Consider the following 16,074-nt stretch of genomic DNA (forward strand, 5'->3'; position numbering starts at 1 on the left):
TGGATCAGTGCCGAAGGGCCACCGTACCCTGTGATGAACGGGAGGTGTGTCATCACAGTCGGAGATCTCGGCGAATTCGGAGTTGTCGCACGTATAGCCGAACGCTTGCCACAAGGTGGGACCGTGCTTCTCGGTCCCGGGGACGACGCCGCGATGGTGAGGTCTCCTGACGGACGGGTCGTCGTGACGACAGACTTACTGATCGAGGGTAGGCATTTCCGTCGCGATTGGTCCAGTGGCTACGACATCGGGCGTAAAGCTGCGGCCCAGAATCTTTCAGACATCGTTGCCATGGGGGCCGACCCCACCGGCATCGTGGTCGGTCTCGGCCTGCCCGCCGACGCCGCCACCGGCTGGCTCGACGACCTCACCGACGGCTTCCGCGACGAGTGCGACCTGGTCGGCGCGAGTGTGGTCGGCGGCGACGTCACCCGCTGCGACCTGGTCGTGCTCGGGGTGACCGCGCTGGGAGACCTCGGCGGGCGTGCCCCGGTCACCCGCTCCGGCGCGCGCCCCGGCGACGTGGTCGCGGTCACCGGACGGCTCGGTCACGCCGCGGCGGGGCTCGCGCTGCTCGCCGCCGGTGAGAAGGGCCCCGCCGAACTGCTCGACGCCCATCGCCGCCCCGCACCTCCGTACGCCTGCGGTCCCCGGGCGGCCGCGCTCGGCGCCACCTCGATGCTCGACGTCAGTGACGGGCTCCTCCAGGACCTCGGTCACGTCGCCGAGGCGAGCGAGGTGGGGATCGTGCTCCTGCCGGAGGCCTTCGTGATCTCCGAGTCCCTTGAGGAGGCCGCCGGACGGCTCGGGGTGGACCCGCTCGGGTGGATCCTGTCCGGCGGGGACGATCACGCGCTCGCGGCGACGTTCCCTCAGAGCGTACGGCTGCCGCAGGAGTGGACCGTGGTCGGCCGGGTCGAGGCGGGTAAGGGCGTGCAGGTCAGCGGCCGTTCGATGGCCTATGAGGGGTGGGATCACTTCAGGGAGTGAATTTTCCCACTTCCTGTGACATTCGTGAAAATTGCGACAAACGGTTATTGAAATGGTATGAAGTTTGGCGGCCGAGATTCCCTAGAGGAAGGGGCGACATGGGCCGCCATGGTGGACATGGGGAAGACGTCCCCCGTAACCGGGGGAAACGTGAGCCGGAGTCAGCTCCGGAGCCCCCCCAACAGTCCGGGACCAATGACGAGTTGATCGGGCGCCGGCTCCGTCCAGAGGAGTCCGCGATCACCGAACCCGCCAAGGGGTTCCTCGGATCAGGCTGGTCGGCCACGACCGAACTGTCCGAGCCCGTCTGGCCGGGAGAGGAGCGCAAGCCGAGACGGCGCGTCAGGACGATGCTGCTCACCGCGGTCGCGGTCGTCGCCGTCCTCGGCGGAAGCGCCGCGGCCATCCAGCTGACCAGCGGCTCCGCCGACTCGACCACCGCCTGCCCGCCCGGCGGCTGCGCGGCCGCCTCCTCGGAACGGCCCGCCCCCGAGGACTCGCTCACCGATCCCGAGGACCCCACGCCGCCGGGAGAGGAGACGGAGGAGCCCGCGGAGGAGCCGACCGGGGAGGCGACGGGCAAGCCCGGCGGGACGGAGACGCGGCCCCCGCGGACCCCGGCGCCCGTCGCCACTGCGCACCGCGCGGACCGTACCCCCGAGACCCCAGAGGCGAAGGCGCGCCCGACCCCGAAGACCGGGCACACCCCGCGCCGCACCGAGCAGGCGCAGCCGAGCGACGACCCCGAGCCCACACCGGAACCGACCGGGGAGGCGCTCGTCACCGGCGAACGGCCGCACACGCCCGGCGAGTCGCCGGGCGTCCCCGAGACCTCCGCGACCCCGGCGCCCACCCCGACCACCCCCGCGGCCTCCGGGGTCACCGTCGGATTCGGCCTGGTCAAGGAGAAGACCCAGGCCTACACCGCCCAGCTCGTCATCGCCGCGGACGGCAAGCTCGACGGCCTGACGCTGAAGATGCCGGTCGGTGGCGAGATCACCTCGCTGCACGGCGCCGACTGGAAGCAGGAGGGCGGAATCCTCGTCCTCGACTCGGCGCAGAACCTGGATCCGGGGGAGAACCTGGTCGTCACCTTCAGCGCGGACGGCCAGTCGAGTACCCCCAAGACCTGCCAGAGCCCCCAGGCTGACTGCGTCGTCATCTGATCCGGTACGGCGGGCATGCCCGAGAGCTGGTTGGATGGGGCTCATGACCGATTCCGCCCCTCCCCGCGTGCTGACCGTCGCCGGATCCGACTCCGGCGGCGGCGCGGGCATCCAGGCCGACCTGAAGACGATGCTGGCCCTCGGCGTCCACGGCATGAGCGTCATCGCCGCGGTGACCGCCCAGAACTCGCTGGGCGTCCAGGGCTACTGGGAGCTGCCCGCGGAGGCGGTCCGCGCCCAGCTCGACTCGGTGCTCGGCGACATCGGCGCACAGGCGATCAAGACCGGGATGCTGGCCTCGCCGGTACTGGTCGAGACGGTCGCCGAGACGCTCGCCGGGGCGGGGGCACCGGTCGTGGTCGACCCGGTCGGGGTCTCCAAGCACGGGGACACGCTGCTCGCGCCGGAGGCGGTCGAGACCGTCAGGACACGGCTGCTGCCGGTCGCGACCGTCGTGACCCCCAACCTCTGGGAGGTCGCGCAGCTGACCGGCGTCAAGGTCGAGGACGACCGGGACATGCGCAAGGCCGCCGACGCCGTCCTCGCGCTCGGCCCGGCCTGGGCGCTGATCAAGGGCGGCCACCTGCCGGGAGAGCCGGTCGACCTGCTCACCGACGGCACCCGTGAGTTCCGCTTCCACGCCGAACGCCACGACAACCGCCACACCCACGGCACCGGCTGCACCCTGGCCTCGGCCGTCGCCTCCTACCTGGCGCTCGGCGAGGACGTCCCCGCCGCCGTTGAGAAGGCCAAGGCGTACGTCACCGGGGCCATCGCCCACGGTTTCGCCCTCGGCTCCGGCATAGGCCCCGTGGACCACGCCTGGCGCTGGCGTTAGCCCTTCTGGGTCTCAGCCCGTGTGACGTCCCGCCGGAGCCCGATCTCCGGCCCCGTTCACAGAAGCCCGATCATGGGGTCGGTGCCCAGGCGGCGCAGGACCTCGGCGGTCCTGGACGCCTGCTCGGCGTCCGGGCCCTCCCTGTGGCCCGACTCGACGGCGTCGGCCAGCGCGACCAGCTCGTGCGGCGGCAGGAAACCGTTCACGGTGCGCAGGTGGAGCCGTACCTTGGGGCCGTTGTGGTCCCGGGCCGTCAGGTGAGGGATGGTGCGCCCGGTCTGGTGCCTGTGCTCGCCGCTTCCCTCGTACTCGGGGGTCGAGCCGAGCCAGACGCGGGCCGTGGCGAGGTCGGCCCGGCGTGTCCTGAACGTGCGCCGGACCTCCAGCACACTTCCGGTGAGGGTCGCCCTGAAACGGAAGGCGGCGACGAGGCCGCCCAGGAAGACCGTCCCGACCAGCGCGAATATCAGCAGGACCAGGTACTCGATCCGGAACGGGGAGTGGTCCGGGGGGTAGTACGGATAGTCCGTCGACGTGTACTGGTCACGCACCATGAGGATCACGAACAGCGGAAGCGCCACGAAGGGGAGGGCGAGAACCGACATGATGATCTTGGAACCCGTGCTCGCGCCGGCGCTCAGTTTGAGTGGTGCCGGAGAGGTGCTCACCATCTGACATTAACCAGTCAAGATGGTGATTCAGAGGAGATGTCCAGAAAAGACTTCTGGCAACACGACGCGGCCCGGCGCCCTACGAGGGGGCGCCGGGCCGCGTGTGCGTCTGGCTAGCGGGTGACCTTGCCGGCCTTGATGCAGGAGGTGCAAACGTTCAGCCGCTTCGGCGTGCCGTTCACCACTGCGCGCACGGGCTGGATGTTCGGGTTCCAGCGGCGGCGGGTGCGGCGGTGCGAGTGGGAGACGTTGTTGCCGAAGGTCGGCTTCTTAGCGCAAACATCGCAGACGGAAGCCACGGTTCGCTCCTTAGATCAGTCGAGAGGCTCGATCCGCCGCGTCGGCGGCGGTCATCGGGCGTGCCGGGACGACCGGCTGGCCAGACGAGAATACCCGACGCCCGGCCTCACATGACAACACGGACCGCCATGACTGGCCGAACGGGGATAGTCCCAAGGGTCAACGGTAGCGCATTCCCGGGGGCCGCCGGACGGCCGTGCCGGGCCCGCCCGCGTGGTGTCGAGGCGATTCTGTCGCACGGACACGGTAGAAACTCTGGGGTGACGAGCTTCGACGAGCCGCTGACCAAGGCGCTTGACCCCAAGACCGCCAAGCTGCTGGAGAGCGTCCTCGACCTGCGCACCGTGGGCGACCTGCTGCGGCACTACCCCCGCCGCTACGCCGAGCGCGGTGAGCTGACCGACTTCGAGGACCTTCAGGCCGACGAGCACGCCACGGTCGTCGGCGAGGTCACCAGGGCCATGCGCAGGCCGATGCGCAACAAGGGCGGCACCTGGCTGGAGGTCGAGATCGTCGACGGCCGCCGAGGCAAGATCTACCTGTCCTTCTTCGGCAGGGCCTCCCACATCGCGGAGACCCGGCTGCGGCCCGGCGTCAGGGGCATGTTCGCGGGCAAGGTCGGCGCGTTCGGCCAGGGCGACAAACGCAGGTGGCAGCTCTCCCACCCCGAGTTCGAGATGTTCGACGAGAGCCAGGAGGGCGCCGAGAGGTTCGCCGCCGCGCTGGTGCCGATCTATCCGGCGGGCAAGGACGTGACCCCCTGGGCGATCCGCAGGGCGCTCGGCGTCCTGCTCGACACCCTGGAGCCCCTTGAGGACCCGCTCCCCGCCGACCTCCGGAGCAGACGTGAGCTTCCCGGGCTGGCCGAGGCGCTCACGGCCGTCCACCGGCCCCGCGACCACGCCGACGTCTCCAGGGCGCGCAAGCGGCTGAAGTACGACGAGGCCTTCCTGCTCCAGGCGGTGCTGCTGCAGCGCCGCGCGGCCGCGGCCTCCTGGCCCGCCGTCCCCAGGCCCGCCCGCGCGGACGGGCTGCTGGCCGACTTCGACGCGCGCCTGCCGTTCCAGCTCACCGAGGGGCAGCGGAGCGTGGGCGAGGAGATCGCCGCCGACCTGGCCCTGGCCCACCCCATGCACAGGCTCCTGCAGGGCGAGGTCGGCGCGGGCAAGACCGTCGTCGCGCTGCGCGCCATGCTCCAGGTGGTCGACGCAGGAGGCCAGGCCGTACTGCTCGCCCCGACGGAGGTGCTCGCCCAGCAGCACCACAGGTCGATCACGGCCATGCTCGGCGACCTGGCGACGGGCGGCATGTTCGGCGGTACGGCGGTCGCCCTGCTGACCGGTTCGCTCGGCGCGGCGGCCCGCCGTACGGCCATGCTCGACGCCGCCTCGGGCGCGGCCGGGATCGTCGTCGGCACCCACGCGGTCCTGCAGGAGCGCGTGCAGTTCGCCGACCTGGGGCTGGTCGTGGTCGACGAGCAGCACCGCTTCGGCGTCGAGCAGCGCGACGCGCTCAGGGAGAAGGCCGGGGGAGGCCGTCCGCACGTGCTGGTCATGACCGCGACCCCGATCCCGCGCACGGTCGCCATGACCGTCTTCGGCGACCTGACGGTCTCCACGCTCTCCCAGCTCCCCTCGGGGCGCGCGCCGATCACCACGCACGTGGTCCCCGCCGCGGAGAAGCCGCACTTCCTCGACCGGGCCTGGAGCAGGCTGCGCGAGGAGGTCGAGCTGGGACGGCAGGCCTACATCGTCTGCCCGCGCATCGGCGACCTAGAGGGCGACGAGGGCGACCTGTCCAAGGACGACGACGAGCGCCGCCCCCCGCTCGCGGTGCTCGACGTGGCCGAGACGCTCTCCCAGGGCCCGCTGCACGGCCTGCGTACGGCGGTGCTGCACGGCAAGCTGCCCCCGGAGGAGAAGGACGCCGTGATGCGGGCCTTCAGCCGCGGCGAGACGGACGTCCTGGTGGCCACCACGGTCATCGAGGTCGGCGTCGACGTGCCCAACTCCTCCGTCATGGTCATCATGGACGCCGACCGGTTCGGCGTCTCCCAGCTCCACCAGCTGCGCGGCCGGGTCGGCCGGGGCGGGCTGCCGGGGTTGTGCCTGCTGGTGACCGACGCCCCCGGCGGCACCCCGGCCAGGCAGCGGCTCGACGCGGTGGCCGCGACCCTCGACGGCTTCGAGCTGTCCCGGGTCGACCTCGAACAGCGCCGCGAGGGTGACGTGCTGGGCGTCGCGCAGTCGGGCCGCAGGTCGTCGCTGAAGCTGCTGCAACTCCTGCGGGACGAAGAGGTGATCCACTCGGCCCGCCTCGACGCCGAGGGCGTGCTGGAGAGCGATCCGGAGCTGTCGGGGCACCCGATGCTGCGCATGGAGATCGACAGGCTGCTGGCCGACGAGCGCGCCGAATACCTGGAGAAGACCTGAGCCCGTCAGGAGACGGTCCTTGGGCGTCCGGGGCCCTCGGCGTCCGCCGACGGGAGCGGGAAGGCCTGGGGCGGCACGGAGGGGCCGCGGGCGGGAAAGGTCAGAAGACGCCCGAAGGCGGGGACGGCCTCCCCCCGAATGCCGTCCCCGCCTGGGCCCGCCCTCGGGTCAGGTGCCGAGAGCACCGGCGTGCGGAAGGGCTCACGATCACGCCGGTCGGCCTTCTCCTGGGTCGCCGAAGGCCGCAGGACTCATCATGCAAGCAGTCGTGACCCGGGGGAACGACCCTTGCGCTTTCGTCGCCACTCCTTGCCCACTCTTGACCTAGATCACCTACCCGAACCCTTTTGACCTGCGGTTATGTGATGCGTCGCGACACGCCGGGCTGTGGTCCGCGCCGCCGCTGGGACAATGGGCCGGTGAGTCGAGTCATCGCGGGAAGCGCAGGAGGACGACGGCTGGCCGTGCCGCCGGGGCGGGGGACCCGCCCCACGAGCGACCGGGCCAGAGAGGGGATCTTCGCAACCGTCGGGTCGTTGTTCGGCCCCCTGGACGGCGCCCGGGTGCTCGACCTCTACTCGGGGTCGGGGGCCCTCGGGCTTGAGGCGCTGTCCCGGGGCGCGGAGCACGCCCTGCTCGTCGAGTCGGACGCCAAGGCGATCAGGACGATCAGGGCCAACATCGCCTCCCTCGGGCTGCCCGGTGCGGAACTGGCCGCCGACCGCGTCGAGCGGGTGCTCGAACGGGGAACGGCGCAGCCGTACGACCTGGTGTTCGCCGACCCGCCGTACACACTGGGCGCCGAGGCGGTCGACGCCGTGCTCAGGGGGCTGAGGGACGGCGGCTGGCTGGAACGGGACGCCCTGGTGGTCGTGGAACGCGAGAGCCGGGGCACAGACCTGGTGTGGCCCGAGGGGTACGAGGAGGACAGGGTCCGTCGTTACGGGGAAGCGGCCGTTTGGTACGGTCGCGCCGCCGGGAATCCATAGGGCAGGGGGTTTCGCCTTGCGTCGCGTTGTCTGTCCGGGATCGTTCGATCCCGTTACCAACGGCCATCTGGACATCATCGGCCGGGCCTGCCGGCAGTACGACGAGGTCGTGGTCGCCGTCCTGATCAACATCGAGAAGAAGAGCCTGTTCACGGTCGAGGAGCGCATCGAGATGCTCCAGAACGTGACCAAGGAGTACGGCAACGTGCGCGTGGACAAGTTCCACGGTCTGCTGGTGGACTACTGCAGGCAGCAGCAGATCCCGGCCATCGTCAAGGGCCTGCGGGCGATCAGCGACTTCGACTACGAGTTGCAGATGGCCCAGCTCAACTACCGGATGTCCGGGGTCGAGACACTGTTCATGGCCACCGGTCCCGAGGTGTCGTTCCTGTCGTCGAGTCGCATCAAGGAGATCGTCCGTTACGGCGGGAGCGTGGCCGGTCTGGTACCCGATCTCGTCCAGGAACTCCTGGTCGAACGGCTCAGGGGCTGACCCCTGGTATCCTCTTGTTTCTGCCTTGCACGACGGCGTTGATTCGCCATGCCTGATGAGAGTGGAATGACTCCGCACAGCCTTGACCCCCGCGCCCCGTGGGTGATCTCCACCCATGACCTGGGGCGGAGACCGGGGGCGATGCTTCGGATGAGTCTCACCCTCCCGGCGCCGGCGAACATCGGTGTTGACATGATCGGTGTCCCCAGGGACACCGACGTCGAGCTGGACATCCGGCTTGAAGCGGTCATGGAAGGTGTGCTCGTCACGGGCACGGCGCGGGCCCCGCTGCGGGGGGAGTGCGCACGCTGCCTGGAGGAGATCGTCTCGGATACCGAGGTGAGCTTCCAGGAGCTGTTCTTCTACTCGGCGGAGGATGCCGCCGAGGACGACTCGCTTCTCGACGGAGAACTGCTCGACCTCGAACCTGCGTTCCGTGACGCGGTGGTGCTCACACTGCCGTTGAGCCCGGTGTGCAGCGAAGACTGCTCCGGGCTCTGCTCGGAGTGCGGGATCAGGCTGGCCGACGCCGAGCCTGATCACGGACACGAGGTCGTCGACGCCCGCTGGGCCAAGCTGCAGGGTCTGGTTCCAGAACATAACAACGATCAGGAGAGCTGACGTGGCTGTCCCCAAGCGCAAGATGTCGCGGAGCAACACTCGCTCCCGCAGGTCGCAGTGGAAGGCCGCCGCGGTCTCGCTCGTGAGCTGCCCCCAGTGCCGCTCGCCGAAGCGTCCGCACGTGGCGTGCCCCTCCTGCGGCACCTACAACCGCCGTCAGGTGATCGAGCCCTCCGCCTGATCGCAGTCTGACCGACGGACACCGGCCGGGTTTCTCCGGCCGGTGCCACCGTTCGCGATCCACATGCGATGGCGGTCGGCCCGCGGCTGTGGTGGACGCCGGGTTACGCGGTGACGCGTACCCTCCCGGCGCCCACCACATCTTCGGGCATCTCTCATTCCCTTCCTCGCCATCGCGCATTTCACCGCAAGCGTGCGAGGAGAAGAAACCATGGGGATGAGCAGTGTCAAGCCGGTAGCCGTCGAGGTCGTCAGTGACGAGCTCGACAAGGTCCTCTCCGTGCGACTGGACGCGGCGATCCTGGAGCGGGCGCTGACGCACCGCTCCTACGCCTACGAGAACGGCGGTCTGCCGACCAACGAGCGTCTTGAGTTCCTCGGCGACTCCGTGCTCGGCCTGGTCGTCACCGACACCCTGTACCGCAACCACCCCGACCTGCCCGAGGGGCAGCTCGCCAAGCTCAGGGCCGCGGTGGTCAACATGCGCGCCCTCGCGGGCGTCGCCCGCACCCTCGGTCTCGGGCGCTTCCTGCGCCTCGGCAGGGGCGAGGAGGGCACCGGGGGGCGTGACAAGTCCTCGATCCTCGCCGACACCCTTGAGGCGCTGATCGGCTCGGTCTACGTGGACAAGGGCCTCGACGAGGCCTTCCGCGTCGTCCACCTGCTGTTCGACCCGCTCATCACCCGCTCCGCCTCGCTGGGCGCCGGTCTCGACTGGAAGACCTCGTTGCAGGAGCTGACCGCCTCCGAGTCGCTCGGCGTGCCCGAGTACCACGTGGAGGAGAGCGGCCCCGACCACGCCAAGTCCTTCACCGCGATCGTCAGGGTCGGCGGCGAGGAGTACGGCTCCGGCTCGGGCCGTTCGAAGAAGGAGGCCGAGCAGCAGGCGGCCGAGACCGCATGGACCCGCATCCGTGAGGACCGCGACAAGCGCGAGGCCGGCTGACCCGCGAGCCGTACGGCACGAACCGAAGGAGGGGGCATGCCCGAACTGCCCGAGGTCGAGGTCGTACGGCGCGGCCTGGAACGCTGGGTCCGCGGACGCGTCGTCGCGCGGGCCGAGGTGCTGCACCCGAGAGCGATCAGGAGGCACGTCCCCGGCGCCGAGGAGTTCGCCGCCCAGCTCAAGGGGCGCACGATCGGCACCGCCGAACGCAGGGGCAAGTACCTCTGGCTGCCCCTCGACGGGACGGACGCGATCCTGGCCCATCTCGGCATGAGCGGCCAGCTGCTGGTCGTCGAGCCGGACACGGCCCGGGAGAAACACCTGCGGATCCGGATCACCTTCGCCGACGGCGGCCCCGACCTGCGCTTCGTCGACCAGCGGACCTTCGGGCACGTGCTGGTGACACCGCTGGCCGAGGCCGGCGGCAGGCAGGTGCCCGAGCCGATCACCCACATCGCGGCCGACCCGTTCGAGGAGCACTTCGACGAGGCGCTCTTCGCCCGCCGTCTGCGGGCCCGGCGGACCGAGATCAAGCGGGCGCTCCTGGACCAGTCGCTGATCAGCGGGGTCGGCAACATCTACGCCGACGAGGCGCTCTGGCGGGCCCGCCTGCACGGCGCCAGGCCGACCGGGGCGCTGACCGGGCCGAAGATCTCCGAGCTGGTCGGCGCGGCCCGCGAGGTGATGACCGAGGCCCTGGCGCAGGGCGGCACGTCCTTCGACAGCCTCTACGTCAACGTCAACGGTGAGAGCGGCTACTTCGAGCGCTCACTGGCCGTGTACGGCAGGCGGGACGAACCCTGCCCGCGCTGCGGCGCGCCGATCGTCAGGGAGTCGTTCATGAACCGTTCCTCCTACAGCTGCCCCCGCTGCCAGCCCCGCCCGAGAGGGGCGGCGGCATGACGGCCGTACGGCTGACCGCCTGGGTCAGAGGGCGTGTCCAGGGGGTCGGTTTCCGCTGGTGGACGCGGGCCAGGGCGCTGGAGCTCGGACTTTCCGGATGGGCGAGGAACACCGAGGACGGCCGGGTCGAGGTCGTCGCCGAGGGTGGTCGTGAGGCGTGCGAGAACCTGCTCTCCCAGCTCAGGGCGGGTGCGACCCCGGGAAAGGTTGACGCGGTCGTGGAACGCTGGAGCGAGGCCAAAGGAAATCTTGGCGGTTTCGTTGAGCGCTGATGCTTCCTTAAACCGCCCAAAATAAGGTATATTTTACTGTCGAGAGTGCCCACTGGTGCATCCACACGGAGCGTTCAACTTGACCGCCCCTTTCGCCGGTGCGACTCTTGATAAGAACCACGCGCACCCCTCCCGCGGCAAGAAGTGCGCGAACCAGTCTGGTCACTCAGCGTGGAGGACCCTTTACCATGGCGAAGGCTCTACTCGGCCACGTCGGCGGTCCTGACCCTCGTATGGTCTCGGAGATGCGCCGTCTTCAGCAGCGTATCCGTGATCTGGAGGCAGAGCTCACCCGGCTCCAGGCCCAGAACGACGAACTCGCGGCCGGCACCCGCGACGAGGCGTTCACCCGCCTGCAGGATCGTGAGCCGGTTCTCACTTAGAGACCGGGACGAAACACCACTGTCCAGGGGCGCCTCGCCGGGGCGTCCCTTGCCATGCCGACCCCTGTCACGTGCGGGGCCACGCATGGCGAACGACCCATGTACGGCGGGCGGACCACACGGTACGCCCGGCGCACCGCCGTACGACGAGATCGCTCACAGATGACGTGAGAAGAAGGCGAACTGCTCGGGGAGCACACGGACCCGGTACGCCGTGTCCTGGCACCCCGAGGAGATCCCTCCCTCCGTCGTCGCGCCGAGCGCCTTCAACCCCTTCAGCATCGTCTCCGTCTGCGGAGCCCTGTCGTCGCGCTCGCCGCAGCCCAGCCAGACCGGGATGTCCACCAGGTCACGCAGCGGAGCCCGTGCCGCCGTGACGGCGGGTGAGGCCGCGGCCACCGCGGCGACCCGGCCGGAACCCAGCTGCGCGGCCAGCCTGAGGGCCTCCGCCCCGCCCGCCGCCCAGCCGAGCAGCCCGATCCTTCCGGTGTCGAACCCCTGGGTCTCCAGATGCGGGAGCACGGTCCCCACGACGTCGGCCGAAGGCCAGTCGTCGATCGCGGCGACCGCGAACCGCCCCCCGCTCGCCGCCAGGTAACGGTCCGCGGAACAGAGGTCGAGCGACGCGCGGGCGTTCTCCGTACCCTCGGGAAACATGATCACGACGGCGGTCCGGTCGCGTGGCCGCGGCGGCAGTGAGACGATCACCGTACGGCCCTCGACCTCGCTCAGCCGCCGGGCCCCGGGACGGGCGACGGGAGGGTCGGGGACGCCTCCGCAGACGACGCGGGCGTAGGCGTTCCGGAAACCGTCCGGACCGATCGCGAGCGCGGCACCGCCCAGGCCGAGCGCGGCCAGCCCGCCGCCGACCAGGAAAGCCCGCCGTCTGAGACGGCCGTCCCCGCCGTGCGGGGAGCCCTCGCCGCGTTCCGCATCCATGCAGGGCACCCTAGGCGCTGGACAGGCGGGCGCGGGCGAAGAACGGTAGTCTTCCCAGGCGAGAGCGACAGGGCGGCTTGGGAAAGCGCGAGCGAACACGGGTGAACGCGGCGGACGAGGGGTGACATGTATCTGAAAACCCTGACTCTGCGCGGATTCAAGTCCTTCGCCTCGGCCACCACCCTCAGGTTCGAACCCGGCATCACCGCCGTCGTCGGCCCGAACGGCTCGGGCAAGTCCAACGTGGTCGACGCCCTGGCCTGGGTGATGGGCGAGCACAGCGCCAAGTCGCTGCGCGGCGGCAAGATGGAGGACGTCATCTTCGCCGGGACGTCCTCACGGGCCCCGCTCGGCCGTGCCGAGGTCACGCTCACCATCGACAACACCGACGGCGCGCTGCCCATCGACTACACCGAGGTCACGATCAGCCGCCTGATGTTCAGGGCGGGACAGAGCGAGTACGCCATCAACGGCGACACCTGCCGCCTGCTCGACATCCAGGAACTCCTGTCCGACTCGGGCATCGGCCGTGAGATGCACGTCATCGTCGGGCAGGGCCAGCTCGACCAGGTGCTGCACGCGGGCCCGGAGGACCGCAGGGCCTTCATCGAGGAGGCCGCGGGCGTTCTGAAGCACCGCAAGCGCAAGGAGAAGGCGCTGCGGAAGCTCGACGCGATGCAGGCCAACATGACCCGGGTCCAGGACCTCACCACCGAGCTGCGCAGACAGCTCAAACCCCTCGGCCGCCAGGCGGAGATCGCCCGCAAGGCCGCGGTCATCCAGGCCGACCTGCGGGACGCCAGGCTCAGGCTGCTCGCCGACGACGTGCTCACCCTGCGCGTCACCCTGGAGCGGGAGACCGCCGACGAGGCCGCCGTGCTGGCCCGCCGTACGGTGGTGGAGACCGAGCTGGAACAGGGCCAGGTCGCCGAGGCCGAGCTTGAGGCCGCGGAGGCCGAGGCACAGCCGCGACTGGCCGCCGCCCAGGAGACCTACTTCCGGCTTTCGTCCCTCCGTGAGCGCCTCAGGGGCCTGGCCGGACTGGCCGCCGAACGGCACCGCAACGCGACCGACACCGCGGTCGAGCGCAGAGGACGCGACCCGGAGGACTACGAGCGCGAGGCCGAGGAGATCCAGGAGCAGGAACGCGTCCTTGAGGAACTCCTCGACCAGGAGCGGGAGACCCTGGCACAGGCCGTCGCGGGACGCTCGGAGAGCGAGGCGGCGCTCGCCGCCGAGGAACGCCGCCTGGCCGCGGAGGCCAAGGCCGTCGCGGACCGGCGCGAAGGGCTGGCCAAGCTCAGGGGACAGGCCGGCGCGGCGCACAGCAGGGCGGGCGCGGCCGAGGAGGAGATCGGGCGGCTGAGGCTCTCCCTCGAAGAGGCCGAACAGCGCGCCGAGCGTGCCCGCGCCGACCACGAGGGCCAGGAACGCTCTGAGCCGGAGATCGACCCCGCCCTCGCCGAAGAGCTGGAAATCGCCCTTGAGGCCGTGGCACAGGCGAGGGAGGCCGTCGAGGAGGCCAAGGCCGTCGCCGAGGAGGCCAAGGCCTCGGTCGCGGGCCCCAACGCGGCCCTGTCCTCGGCCAAGGCCGCCGTCGGTGTCGCCCGCAAGGCCGACCAGGAGGCCCAGCGTCAGGTCGCCGCGCTCGAAGCCAGGTTCGAGGCGCTCCAGCTGAGCCTGGCGAGCGGCACGGACGGCGCCGCGGCGCTGCTGGCCGCCGACCTGGCCGGGGTGCTCGGCCCGGTGGCCACCATGCTGACCGTCAGCCCCGGCGCGGAGACGGCCGTGGCCGCCGTGCTCGGCGCCTACGCCGAGGCGGTGGCCGTGGAGTCGCTGCAGGCCGCCGCGGACGCCATCGACTTCCTCAGCCGCCAGGACGGGGGCCGGGCGGCCCTGCTCGTCGCCACGGGCGGACAGGTCCCGCGGAGGGCCGACATGCCCGTCGCGGGCGGCCGGTGGGCGGCGGACCTGGTCACCGTGCCCGACGCGCTGCGGGCCGCCGTCACGCACCTGCTGGCCGACGTCCTGGTCGTCGACGACCTTGAGACGGCCAGGAAGGCCGTCGAGCAGTGGCCCGAGCTGCGAGCCGTCACCCGCTCCGGCGACCTGGTCGGCTCCTACGCCGCCAGGGGAGGCTCAACGGGCGCGGCCTCCGCCCTCCAGATGCGGGCCGCTCTCGACGAGGCCGTCGCGGACCTGGCCACGGCCAGGCAGGCCGCCGAACAGGCGGGCCTCGCCATGGAGGAGGCCGCCGAAGCCGAGGCACAGGCGCAGTTCGCCGTCGAGGCCGCCCAGGCGGGCGTGGGCGAGGCGCAGACAGGCGTGCAGACCGCCCAGGCCGGGGTGAACGCCGCCCAGGCCGCGCTCGACCAGATCAGGGCCAGACAGCGTGACGCCGACCAGCGGGCCGCCGCGACCGCGCGGCGACTGGCCCAGCTCGGCGCCGCGGCCGAGGCCGCCGCCGCCGAGTGTGAACGGCTCGCCAGGGCCGTACGGGCCGCCGAGGAGGCCCGCGACCGGGACGCCGCGGGGCTCGCCGAGATCGAGGAACGGCTCGCCGCCGCCACCGCCGAGGTGGAGGCCGAACCCGAACCGACCACCGAGATGCGCGACGAGCTCGCGGAGATCTGCGCCTCGGCGAGACAGACGGAGATGGAGGCCCGCCTGGCCGTACGGACGGCCGAGGAGCGGGTCAAGGGCCTCACGGGCCGGGCCGACGAACTGCTGCGCGCCGCCGAACGGGAGCGCGAGGAACGCGCCAGGGCCGCCGAGCTGCGGGAACGGCGGCGCAGGCAGGCACTGGTCGCCCAGGCCGTGGTCCGTGGCACCGAGCTGACCCTGGCCCGCCTGGAGACCTCCCTCACCGTGGCGGCCGAGGAACGCGACGAGGCCGAACAGGCGCGCGGGCAGATCGACCAGTCGCTCAAGTCGATCAGGCTCCGCGTCAGGGAACTGTCCGGCGAACTGGACAAGCTGATCAACAGGGCGCACGGCAGCGAGGTCGCCAGAACCGAACGGCGCCTGCGCCTGGAACAGCTGGAGGCCAAGGCCGTCGACGAGTACGGCGTCGAACCCGACACGCTCATCGCCGAGTACGGCCCGGCCGAACCCGTCCCGACCGTCGACGGCGACCCCGTTCCCTACGTGCGTGAGGAACAGGAGAAGCGGGCCAAGGCCGCCGACCGGCAGATGGCGCAGCTCGGCAAGGTCAACCCGCTGGCCCTTGAGGAGTTCGCCGCCCTTGAGGAACGGCACGCCTTCCTCACCTCCCAGCTTGAGGACCTCAAGAAGACCAGACGTGACCTGCTGCTCGTCGTCAAGGAGGTGGACGAGCGGGTCGAGCAGGTGTTCGGCGCCGCCTACGCCGACGTCGCCCGCGAGTTCGAGCAGATCTTCGGGCGGGTCTTCCCCGGCGGTGAGGGCAGGCTGCTGCTCACCGACCCGGAGGACATGCTGACCACCGGCGTCGAGGTCGAGGCCAGACCGCCGGGCAAGAAGGTCAAGCGCCTGTCGCTGCTGTCCGGAGGGGAACGGTCGCTGACCGCCGTCGCCTTCCTCGTCGCCATCTTCAAGGCGCGGCCCTCGCCGTTCTACGTGATGGACGAGGTCGAGGCGGCGCTCGACGACACCAACACCCAACGGCTGCTGACCCTGTTCGAGGAACTGCGGCAGACGTCACAGCTCATCGTCATCACCCACCAGAAACGCACAATGGAGATCGCCGACGCGCTGTACGGGGTCTCGATGCGGGGGGACGGGGTCAGCCAGGTGATCAGTCAGCGGCTTCGAGAAAGTTAGTTGTGTCTCTTTGCGCGGCTTCGGCAGCGCGGGTTGTGTTTCTTTGCTCCGCCTGGCGGCGTCGCGGGCTGTGTCTCTTTGCTCCGCCTTCGGCGTCGCGGGCTTGGGCGCTTCGGGTCGGCGTCTTCCCTCGTCACTGCGTCGCTTCGC

The 16,074-nt window shown here is 70.8% G+C and carries 16 protein-coding genes; 13 read left to right on the forward strand and 3 right to left on the reverse strand.

The window, feature by feature from the left end:
• The first annotated feature begins 33 nt into the window (after positions 1–33).
• The 3 genes from ACIBVQ_RS15625 (at position 34) to thiD (ending at position 2,994) form a co-directional block, all read left to right on the forward strand.
• Positions 34–990, forward strand: coding sequence for a thiamine-phosphate kinase (locus ACIBVQ_RS15625; RefSeq protein ID WP_399178059.1), 957 nt, complete (start codon positions 34–36; stop codon positions 988–990).
• A gap of 203 nt (positions 991–1,193) precedes the next feature.
• Positions 1,194–2,156, forward strand: coding sequence for a hypothetical protein (locus ACIBVQ_RS15630; protein ID WP_399178060.1), 963 nt, complete (start codon positions 1,194–1,196; stop codon positions 2,154–2,156).
• 34 nt (positions 2,157–2,190) lie between these two features.
• Positions 2,191–2,994, forward strand: a complete 804-nt coding sequence (gene thiD, locus ACIBVQ_RS15635; RefSeq protein WP_386187286.1) for a bifunctional hydroxymethylpyrimidine kinase/phosphomethylpyrimidine kinase — start codon at positions 2,191–2,193, stop codon at positions 2,992–2,994.
• Positions 2,995–3,050: 56 nt separating this feature from the next.
• Here thiD and ACIBVQ_RS15640 read toward each other — a convergent pair whose 3' ends face one another.
• Both ACIBVQ_RS15640 and rpmB read right to left on the reverse strand, forming a co-directional pair.
• Complete coding sequence (locus ACIBVQ_RS15640; protein WP_399178063.1) at positions 3,051–3,599, reverse strand: hypothetical protein; 549 nt, start codon at positions 3,597–3,599, stop codon at positions 3,051–3,053.
• A 179-nt stretch (positions 3,600–3,778) separates the two neighbouring features.
• The gene (gene rpmB / locus ACIBVQ_RS15645) at positions 3,779–3,964 is read right to left on the reverse strand and encodes a 50S ribosomal protein L28 (RefSeq protein WP_012894387.1); all 186 of its coding nucleotides are present in this window, start codon (positions 3,962–3,964) and stop codon (positions 3,779–3,781) included.
• Positions 3,965–4,225: 261 nt separating this feature from the next.
• Here rpmB and recG point away from each other — a divergent pair, with 261 nt between their 5' ends.
• From recG to ACIBVQ_RS15690, 9 genes are all read left to right on the forward strand, one after another.
• Positions 4,226–6,397, forward strand: coding sequence for an ATP-dependent DNA helicase RecG (recG, locus tag ACIBVQ_RS15650; protein WP_399178065.1), 2,172 nt, complete (start codon positions 4,226–4,228; stop codon positions 6,395–6,397).
• Between the two features lie 419 nt (positions 6,398–6,816).
• Positions 6,817–7,386: a 16S rRNA (guanine(966)-N(2))-methyltransferase RsmD gene (rsmD, locus tag ACIBVQ_RS15655; RefSeq protein ID WP_352010286.1), complete on the forward strand. Its 570-nt coding sequence runs from the start codon at positions 6,817–6,819 to the stop codon at positions 7,384–7,386.
• A gap of 16 nt (positions 7,387–7,402) precedes the next feature.
• Positions 7,403–7,879, forward strand: coding sequence for a pantetheine-phosphate adenylyltransferase (coaD, locus tag ACIBVQ_RS15660; protein WP_352010287.1), 477 nt, complete (start codon positions 7,403–7,405; stop codon positions 7,877–7,879).
• Between the two features lie 192 nt (positions 7,880–8,071).
• A complete protein-coding gene (locus ACIBVQ_RS15665) occupies positions 8,072–8,500 on the forward strand; it encodes a YceD family protein (RefSeq protein ID WP_352010288.1) in 429 nt (142 codons plus the stop codon).
• 1 nt (position 8,501) lies between these two features.
• On the forward strand, positions 8,502–8,681 hold the full coding sequence (gene rpmF, locus ACIBVQ_RS15670; RefSeq protein ID WP_179824792.1) for a 50S ribosomal protein L32: 180 nt from the start codon (positions 8,502–8,504) through the stop codon (positions 8,679–8,681).
• A gap of 210 nt (positions 8,682–8,891) precedes the next feature.
• Complete coding sequence (gene rnc, locus ACIBVQ_RS15675; protein ID WP_352010289.1) at positions 8,892–9,626, forward strand: ribonuclease III; 735 nt, start codon at positions 8,892–8,894, stop codon at positions 9,624–9,626.
• A 36-nt stretch (positions 9,627–9,662) separates the two neighbouring features.
• Complete coding sequence (mutM, locus tag ACIBVQ_RS15680; protein WP_399178069.1) at positions 9,663–10,529, forward strand: bifunctional DNA-formamidopyrimidine glycosylase/DNA-(apurinic or apyrimidinic site) lyase; 867 nt, start codon at positions 9,663–9,665, stop codon at positions 10,527–10,529.
• On the forward strand, positions 10,526–10,801 hold the full coding sequence (locus tag ACIBVQ_RS15685) for an acylphosphatase (RefSeq protein WP_352010291.1): 276 nt from the start codon (positions 10,526–10,528) through the stop codon (positions 10,799–10,801). The genes mutM and ACIBVQ_RS15685 overlap by 4 nt, the downstream gene beginning before the upstream one ends.
• A gap of 188 nt (positions 10,802–10,989) precedes the next feature.
• A complete protein-coding gene (locus ACIBVQ_RS15690) occupies positions 10,990–11,184 on the forward strand; it encodes a hypothetical protein (RefSeq protein ID WP_184719995.1) in 195 nt (64 codons plus the stop codon).
• A 156-nt stretch (positions 11,185–11,340) separates the two neighbouring features.
• Here ACIBVQ_RS15690 and ACIBVQ_RS15695 read toward each other — a convergent pair whose 3' ends face one another.
• Entirely contained in the window at positions 11,341–12,123 is a 783-nt protein-coding gene (locus ACIBVQ_RS15695; protein ID WP_362909395.1) for a hypothetical protein, read from the reverse strand.
• A 126-nt stretch (positions 12,124–12,249) separates the two neighbouring features.
• Here ACIBVQ_RS15695 and smc point away from each other — a divergent pair, with 126 nt between their 5' ends.
• Complete coding sequence (gene smc, locus ACIBVQ_RS15700) at positions 12,250–15,924, forward strand: chromosome segregation protein SMC (RefSeq protein WP_399178071.1); 3,675 nt, start codon at positions 12,250–12,252, stop codon at positions 15,922–15,924.
• The last annotated feature ends 150 nt before the right edge of the window (positions 15,925–16,074 follow it).

Source organism: Streptosporangium sp. NPDC049376 (assembly GCF_044466505.1).
Taxonomy (GTDB): Bacteria; Actinomycetota; Actinomycetes; order Streptosporangiales; family Streptosporangiaceae; genus Streptosporangium.

Excerpts from the sequence above, each read along its gene's own strand:
- ACIBVQ_RS15625 (WP_399178059.1), top strand. The coding sequence starts at position 34 with ATGAACGGGAGGTGTGTCATCACAGTCGGAGATCTCGGCGAATTCGGA.
- thiD (WP_386187286.1), top strand. The coding sequence starts at position 2,191 with ATGGGGCTCATGACCGATTCCGCCCCTCCCCGCGTGCTGACCGTCGCC.
- ACIBVQ_RS15640 (WP_399178063.1), bottom strand. The coding sequence starts at position 3,599 with ATGTCGGTTCTCGCCCTCCCCTTCGTGGCGCTTCCGCTGTTCGTGATC.
- ACIBVQ_RS15665 (WP_352010288.1), top strand. The coding sequence starts at position 8,072 with ATGATCGGTGTCCCCAGGGACACCGACGTCGAGCTGGACATCCGGCTT.
- rnc (WP_352010289.1), top strand. The coding sequence starts at position 8,892 with ATGGGGATGAGCAGTGTCAAGCCGGTAGCCGTCGAGGTCGTCAGTGAC.
- mutM (WP_399178069.1), top strand. The coding sequence starts at position 9,663 with ATGCCCGAACTGCCCGAGGTCGAGGTCGTACGGCGCGGCCTGGAACGC.
- ACIBVQ_RS15685 (WP_352010291.1), top strand. The coding sequence starts at position 10,526 with ATGACGGCCGTACGGCTGACCGCCTGGGTCAGAGGGCGTGTCCAGGGG.
- ACIBVQ_RS15690 (WP_184719995.1), top strand. The coding sequence starts at position 10,990 with ATGGCGAAGGCTCTACTCGGCCACGTCGGCGGTCCTGACCCTCGTATG.
- ACIBVQ_RS15695 (WP_362909395.1), bottom strand. The coding sequence starts at position 12,123 with ATGGATGCGGAACGCGGCGAGGGCTCCCCGCACGGCGGGGACGGCCGT.
- smc (WP_399178071.1), top strand. The coding sequence starts at position 12,250 with ATGTATCTGAAAACCCTGACTCTGCGCGGATTCAAGTCCTTCGCCTCG.